Origin of the sequence: Klebsiella ornithinolytica NBRC 105727 = ATCC 31898 (genome assembly GCF_001598295.1) — a bacterium.
GTDB lineage: Bacteria > Pseudomonadota > Gammaproteobacteria > Enterobacterales > Enterobacteriaceae > Klebsiella > Klebsiella ornithinolytica.
On the sequence record NZ_BCYR01000023.1, the window covers coordinates 25169 to 31720 of the forward strand.

At 44.4% G+C, this 6552-nt stretch carries 7 protein-coding genes and 1 other RNA gene; 5 read left to right on the forward strand and 3 right to left on the reverse strand.

From position 1 onward, the window contains the following. Positions 1-10: 10 nt before the first annotated feature. Positions 11-301, reverse strand: coding sequence for an RnfH family protein (locus ROR01S_RS24875; RefSeq protein WP_064359962.1), 291 nt, complete (start codon positions 299-301; stop codon positions 11-13). Beyond that, complete coding sequence (locus ROR01S_RS24880; protein WP_004866577.1) at positions 291-728, reverse strand: type II toxin-antitoxin system RatA family toxin; 438 nt, start codon at positions 726-728, stop codon at positions 291-293. Before ROR01S_RS24880 ends, ROR01S_RS24875 begins: the two co-directional genes overlap by 11 nt. 152 nt (positions 729-880) lie before the next feature. On the opposite strand from ROR01S_RS24880, the gene smpB reads away from it, so the two are divergent. The 5 genes from smpB to ROR01S_RS24905 all read left to right on the forward strand — a co-directional run bounded on the left by smpB (position 881) and on the right by ROR01S_RS24905 (position 6031). Then, entirely contained in the window at positions 881-1363 is a 483-nt protein-coding gene (gene smpB, locus ROR01S_RS24885) for an SsrA-binding protein SmpB (protein ID WP_004866580.1), read from the forward strand. Positions 1364-1510: 147 nt separating this feature from the next. Continuing rightward, positions 1511-1875, forward strand: a transfer-messenger RNA (tmRNA) gene (gene ssrA, locus ROR01S_RS24890). Positions 1876-2058: 183 nt separating this feature from the next. Continuing rightward, positions 2059-3270: an integrase domain-containing protein gene (locus ROR01S_RS24895; RefSeq protein WP_064152675.1), complete on the forward strand. Its 1212-nt coding sequence runs from the start codon at positions 2059-2061 to the stop codon at positions 3268-3270. Positions 3271-3281: 11 nt separating this feature from the next. Next, a complete protein-coding gene (locus ROR01S_RS24900; protein ID WP_064359963.1) occupies positions 3282-5363 on the forward strand; it encodes a DEAD/DEAH box helicase in 2082 nt (693 codons plus the stop codon). Beyond that, the gene (locus ROR01S_RS24905; protein WP_064359964.1) at positions 5360-6031 is read left to right on the forward strand and encodes a DUF2290 domain-containing protein; all 672 of its coding nucleotides are present in this window, start codon (positions 5360-5362) and stop codon (positions 6029-6031) included. The genes ROR01S_RS24900 and ROR01S_RS24905 overlap by 4 nt, the downstream gene beginning before the upstream one ends. A gap of 207 nt (positions 6032-6238) precedes the next feature. Here the strand turns inward: ROR01S_RS24905 and ROR01S_RS24910 are convergent. Beyond that, positions 6239-6552: phage polarity suppression protein (locus tag ROR01S_RS24910; protein ID WP_303745254.1), on the reverse strand; the 314-nt coding region annotated here is incomplete at its 5' end.

Genomic DNA, 6552 nt, shown 5'->3' on the forward strand with positions numbered 1-6552 from the left:
CCTTTCGCCGCTATTTCCCGGCGTTTTTCTCCGCGCGCTGACGACGCAGCTCTTTCGGATCGGCAATCAGCGGGCGGTAGATTTCCACCCGATCGCCATCATGCACCACATCATTCAGCTTAACCGGGCGACTGTAGATTCCGACCTTGTTCTTCGCCAGATCGATATCGCAGCGCAGCGCCAGCAGGCCGCTGGCAATAATCGCCTGTTCAACCGTTGCGCCCTCTTCAAGCTTTACGCTTTGCAGGTACTGCTTCTCCGGCAAGGCATAGGCAACTTCCACCACGATGTTAGCCGACACGATAGACCTCTTTGGCCCTGGCCGTGAAAGCCTGAACCATATTTAATGCCAGCTCTTTGAAGATGCGACCAAACGCCATCTCAATCAGCATATTGGTGAATTCAAAATCGAGATGAAACTCAATTTTGCAGGCATCCGAGCTCAGCGGGATAAACTTCCAGCCGCCAATCAGCTTTTTAAACGGGCCATCGACCAGGCTCATTAAAATGCTCTGGTTACTGGTAAGGGTATTACGCGTCGTAAAGGTCTTACTGATGCCTGCTTTGGACACATCAACCGCCGCCATCATCTGCGTCGGCCCAGACTCCAGCACACGGCTCCCGGTGCAGCCAGGCAAAAAATCAGGATAGGACTTCACGTCATTTACGAGTTGATACATCTGTTCCACACTGAAGGGCACCAGCGCAGTACGGCTAATCTGAGGCATAGCAAGTTCCACATTTATACACATCGCAAATAATATCATTTATCTGCCGCTAAAAAAAACGCTGTGCCGCAACTCGTGCTAAGATAGCGCATTACACCTCGCAGGATGGATTGAGGTACTGTGTTCCCGTTTAGCAATGACTTCAGGACATTATGACCAAGAAAAAAGCCCACAAACCTGGATCAGCCACCATTGCGCTGAATAAACGCGCCCGCCATGAATACTTTATCGAAGATGAATACGAGGCTGGTCTTGCCCTGCAAGGGTGGGAAGTCAAATCTCTGCGCGCCGGCAAAGCCAACATCAGCGACAGCTATGTCATCCTGAAAGATGGCGAAGCCTATCTCTTTGGTGCCAACTTTACGCCGATGGCCGTGGCATCGACCCACTACGTCTGCGACCCGACGCGTACCCGTAAGCTGCTGCTTAATCAGCGCGAGCTGGATGCCCTGTACGGCCGAATCAACCGTGAAGGCTACACTGTCGTAGCCCTGTCGCTGTACTGGAAGAACGCCTGGTGCAAAGTGAAAATCGGCGTCGCCAAAGGTAAGAAGCAGCACGATAAGCGTACCGATCTCAAAGATCGCGAGTGGGCGCTGGATAAAGCCCGTATTATGAAACACGCCGGTCGCTAATCCCCCTCTTTTTAAGGGCCGGCTCAGCTGGCCCTTATGCGCTATATCGTTGTTGATGCTGCTTTTTCACCCACCCAGCCCCCATAATCGTGCGAACGAGTGCTGGTAACTCCATTCACAAATCTGTTATACTCGCCTTAACACATTGGGGCTGATTCTGGATTCGACGGGATTCGCGAAACCCAAGGTGCATGCCGAGGGGCGGTTGGCCTCGTAAAAAGCCGCAAAAAAATAGTCGCAAACGACGAAAACTACGCTTTAGCAGCTTAATAACCTGCTAAGAGCCCTCTCTCCCTAGCTTCCGCTCTTAAGACGGGGAATAAAGAGAGGTCAAACCCAAAAGAGATCGCGTGGAAGCCCTGCCTGGGGTTGAAGCGTTAAAACTAATCAGGCTAGTTTGTCAGTGGCGTGTCCGTCCGCAGCTGGCCAGCGAATGTAAAGACTGGACTAAGCATGTAGTGCCGAGGATGTAGGAATTTCGGACGCGGGTTCAACTCCCGCCAGCTCCACCAAATAATGATCCGGATACTTCCGGTGAAGTACGGAAAGCCCGCATAGCACAAGCCCTGCGGGCTTTTTTGTGTCTGTCGTTGTCCGAGAACTTCCGGCTAAATCCAGAGAAAATTGGTACACGTTTAGGTACACGCTATACTGTGGTCCATTAAACGTGTACCAATTATGGAAGGGATCCAGACATGGCGCGCATTACACGCCCCCTAACTAATAACGAAATCCTCAAAGCGAAACCCCGCGAAAAAGACTTCACCCTGCATGATGGTGATGGCCTGTTCTTACTCGTCAAAACCTCCGGTAAAAAACTTTGGCGCTTCCGTTATCAACGACCGGGAAGTAGCAGCCGCACAAATTTGAGTCTCGGCTCATACCCTGCCCTTACACTCGCAGCAGCTCGCCAGATACGCGACCAACACTTAACCACGCTCGCGCAGAGCATGGATCCGCAACAGCAACAGGAACAAGTGTCAGAACAACGCCAAATTGAGTTAGACAGCATTTTTTCAACCGTGGCTGCTAACTGGTTCCAGATAAAAAGCAGAAGTGTCACAGAGGATTATGCAAAGGACATTTGGCGCTCTTTAGATAAAGATGTATTCCCTGAAATAGGAGCGATACCAGTTCAGGAGATTAAGGCGAGAACGATAGTTGAAGCATTGGAACCAATCAAAGCGCGTGGAGCACTTGAGACTGTTCGTCGCCTTGTGCAACGTGTTAACGAAATCATGATTTTCGCAGTTAACACAGGCCTGATTGATACAAACCCGGCATCAGGTGTTGGCATGGCGTTTGAAAAACCCAAAAAACAAAATATGCCGACACTCCGGCCAGAAGAATTGCCGAAGCTAATGCGCTCTTTGGTGATGTCGAATCTCTCTGTTTCGACTCGCTGTCTAATTGAATGGCAGCTCCTGACACTTGTGCGTCCCTCTGAGGCTTCTGGCGCTCGATGGGCAGAGATCGATCTTGATGCCAAACTCTGGACGATTCCAGCCGAACGAATGAAGGCCAAGCGTGAGCACATTGTTCCTTTGTCTCCTCAGGCATTAGATATTCTCGATGTGATGAAGCCTATTAGTGCTCATCGGGAACATATTTTTCCGAGCAGAAATGATCCGAAAATGCCGATGAACAGCCAAACAGCGAATGCTGCATTAAAGAGAATTGGATATGCTGGTAAATTAGTTGCTCATGGATTAAGGTCTATAGCTAGCACTGCCATGAATGAAGCTGAATTCAATTCTGATGTAATTGAGGCAGCACTAGCTCATAGTGACAAAAACGAAGTCAGAAGAGCATACAATCGCTCGACGTATTTGTCACAAAGGGAAGAATTAATGCAATGGTGGGGAGCCTTTGTAACTACTTCCTACTGCAAAAAAGATATTTCTTAAGGAAGATTAATATGAAATTAAATGCAGACAGAAACAAATTATTCGCTAACCAAGAAGCTGGAAGATTGTACACAATCCTTAATGAGTTAGATCAAGAACAAAAATTGCATCTTCAAGAGTCCGAATTATACTACGATTTTCCTTTATACAAAGATGATGACGACAACTTGGTTATTTCTCCATTAATGTTAGTCTCTCGACTGTATGGGATTATTATTTTTTATCTTTCAGATTGTCATGAAAGAGATGCTGAAACGACGCTACCAAATAATGACACGTTGTTAGAAAACATATATAGCCAGATTTATTCTCGCCTTTTAAAACAAAAAGCCTTACGAAAAAACAGGAGAGAACTGAACATAACTGTTGAATCTGCTATTTTTGCTCCATATGCAGATCCACAAAAAGAATATGATACTGATAGTGAAGTCATTGTATCTAAAACATCAATAGAAAGATTCATAGAACAATTTGAAAACCCTATAAGTGAGGATATTTATAGTGAAGCAGCTTCGACCATTGAAGGCGGAAAAGGATTAATTAGAGTAAAACAACGTGATACTGATGGTTTTTCTGAAGAATCAAAAGTACAAATCGTTAGCAAGCTAGAATCATCAATTGCACGATTTGATAGCAATCAGCTAGGAAGTTGCGTCAATGAAGTAGAAGGGATTGAACGAATTCGTGGCTTAGCTGGCTCAGGTAAAACAGTGGTTCTGGCAATGAAAGTGGCAATCACTCATTTGCGCAACCCTGATAAAAAAATACTTTATACTTTTAGTACCAAAGCGTTATATCAACACGTTAAAAGACTAATAACAAGATTCTATAGACAATTCAATGATTTGGATCCTGACTTTGAGGGGACAATAGATATTCTTCATGCTTGGGGAGGAGGCAATGCGCCAGGAGTATATTATAACACCTGTCAGAATAACTCTGCTCGATTCATTAATTTTGGCGAGGCACAGCGTGTTGCTCCTAAAGAACCATTTTCATATGCATGTAGAAATTTAATAGAAAATTATGCAATCAAAAAGCAATATGACTATGTTTTTGTCGACGAGGCTCAAGATTTTGATAGCTCTTTCCTACAACTTTGTCTGAAACTGGCTCATAACGACAAAATGGTATTTGGATTGGACGTCTTCCAAAACATTTTTCAGACAACAGCGCCAACAATTGAAGAAATATTAGGTGAAGGTAAAAATTTAAGTTTAGACAAGTTTCTTAATAGTTGTTACCGAACCCCATGCGCGACACTTATATGTGCCCATGCTGTAGGTTTAGGTGTTTATGGCAATCCAGTGCAAGCTATAAAGACACCTGAGGACTGGAAAAATCTTGGTTATCAAGTGGAAGGTAATCATGGTGAACGCTTTGTGTCTGGTGAGAAAATATCTGTATTTAGAACGATTGAAACATCCCCAACATTATATGATGCAGATAAAGATAAACTAATAATAACTCAGCACCATGAAAATTTATCATCAGAATGCCAATGGGTAGCGCAAAAAATACAAATTGATATCGTGAGCGAAGGTCTAAATGCTTCCGATATATTGATAGTTTGCGCTGATGACAAACACTATAAAAATTATTACAACCAAATCTCATATTTTTTATCTGAGTATGGAATAGACGTAAACAATGTTAATGCTGATAAATATAATATTAGTGATTTTTCTGTGGATAACAAAGTTACTTATTCCACAATCCATAAAGCAAAAGGAAACGAAGGATATAGCGTTTACATAATTGGTAGTGAATGTTTATATCACAACCCAAATGTAAAAAATAGAAACTTACTTTTCACAGCGATGACTCGCACCAAAGGTTGGCTTACAATGACTGGGATTGGATATCCTGCCATTGAACTTTTCGATGAAATTCAGCAAGCAAAAAACAACATTCCTTATCTTAAATTCAATTATCCATCAGGACAGACCCTTGATAAAATCGAGATCGACCTACAAAGATTTGCTCATGATGAAAGTCCGGAAGATTTTCAAAAATTACTTGAGGCTCACGGTGTCGACGGGTTAAAAGCTTTATTACGCGAGTATGAAGCGAAAAGGATGAAAAAATCATGATCAACTTAGCCACATTTAATACAACCGCTAAAGCGTCCATTAATCTTGTGCGAAATGTTGATTTACTAGGTAATTATAACAATGACGTTTATTACCCTGACAATATGCCTGGAGAGCTACGCCCTTTATCTTACGAAAAAGCATGGGAAAAATGCACATTAAATCAATGGTTTAACATACAACTTGACGATGGCTCATTATTCATTTTCAAGTATAATAGTTATACCTACTTAATGACACCTGTTAAAACCTTGGACTACAGAGAGTATTTGGATACCTATTATCCAGAAGATGAGTGGCAAGATGTAGAGGAGTACAGAGTAATGATAAGTCAAGAATATGATAATTACATCGATACTCACACAAAGAACTTCCCGCCTATGCCTGTAAGATATGATATAGATGATGAACATTATTGTGAACATTCTCATCCGTACTGCCACTTTCATTTCGGTTCAGAAAATGAAGGTAGAATAGCAACGAAGAAAATGCTGACTCCGTTATCATTTACCGCGTTCATTCTACGCTCATTCTATCCGAAAGCATGGAAGATATATGCTGAATCACAGTTAATTGAAGAGCATCTGGATTCATTTAGTACTGGGTTACAAGTTGCGCCCCAAGAATATTGGGCTAACAGAGAAAATAAATTTCTGTCCATTGGCTAATTACTCTGGCGCGCAATGCTCTCCCCGCCACGCCTGCCCGCTTCGTGGGTCGGTTTTCATGCAGGTGCATGGGCAGGCTCAGGCCGCGCCGGGACAGGGTTGCGAAGGGAGTGACGGGACAGGAAAGCGCATGCAAAACCATGCACCCTGTGGATGCATGGCTTAATTCGGGAAAAATGGCGGTATTTTCGGGGATTTTTTGCGGAGCTACTTACTGGCCAGTTCCGTGCGCCGGCGGGCATAAATCAGACTCTGTGCGGGGGTGTATTTTTCCTGATTATCCACCCGCGAAGCCGCGTCAGGCCTGAATCCGATGGCCGTTAAAATATCGCTGTCTTCTGCGGAATAATGAATTTCTTCACCGGCACTCAGCCAAACGGACAGGGCTTCGCGCAGGTAATGCGCCGAACGGTCGAGCGCATGGCCGGTCAGGAGTGCGGGCTGTTGGCTGAGTCCCATCAACTCCGGCGCAAGCGTGGCCGCCAGTTCAGCGCCGTGTGTCTGCATAAAGTCATTCAGCC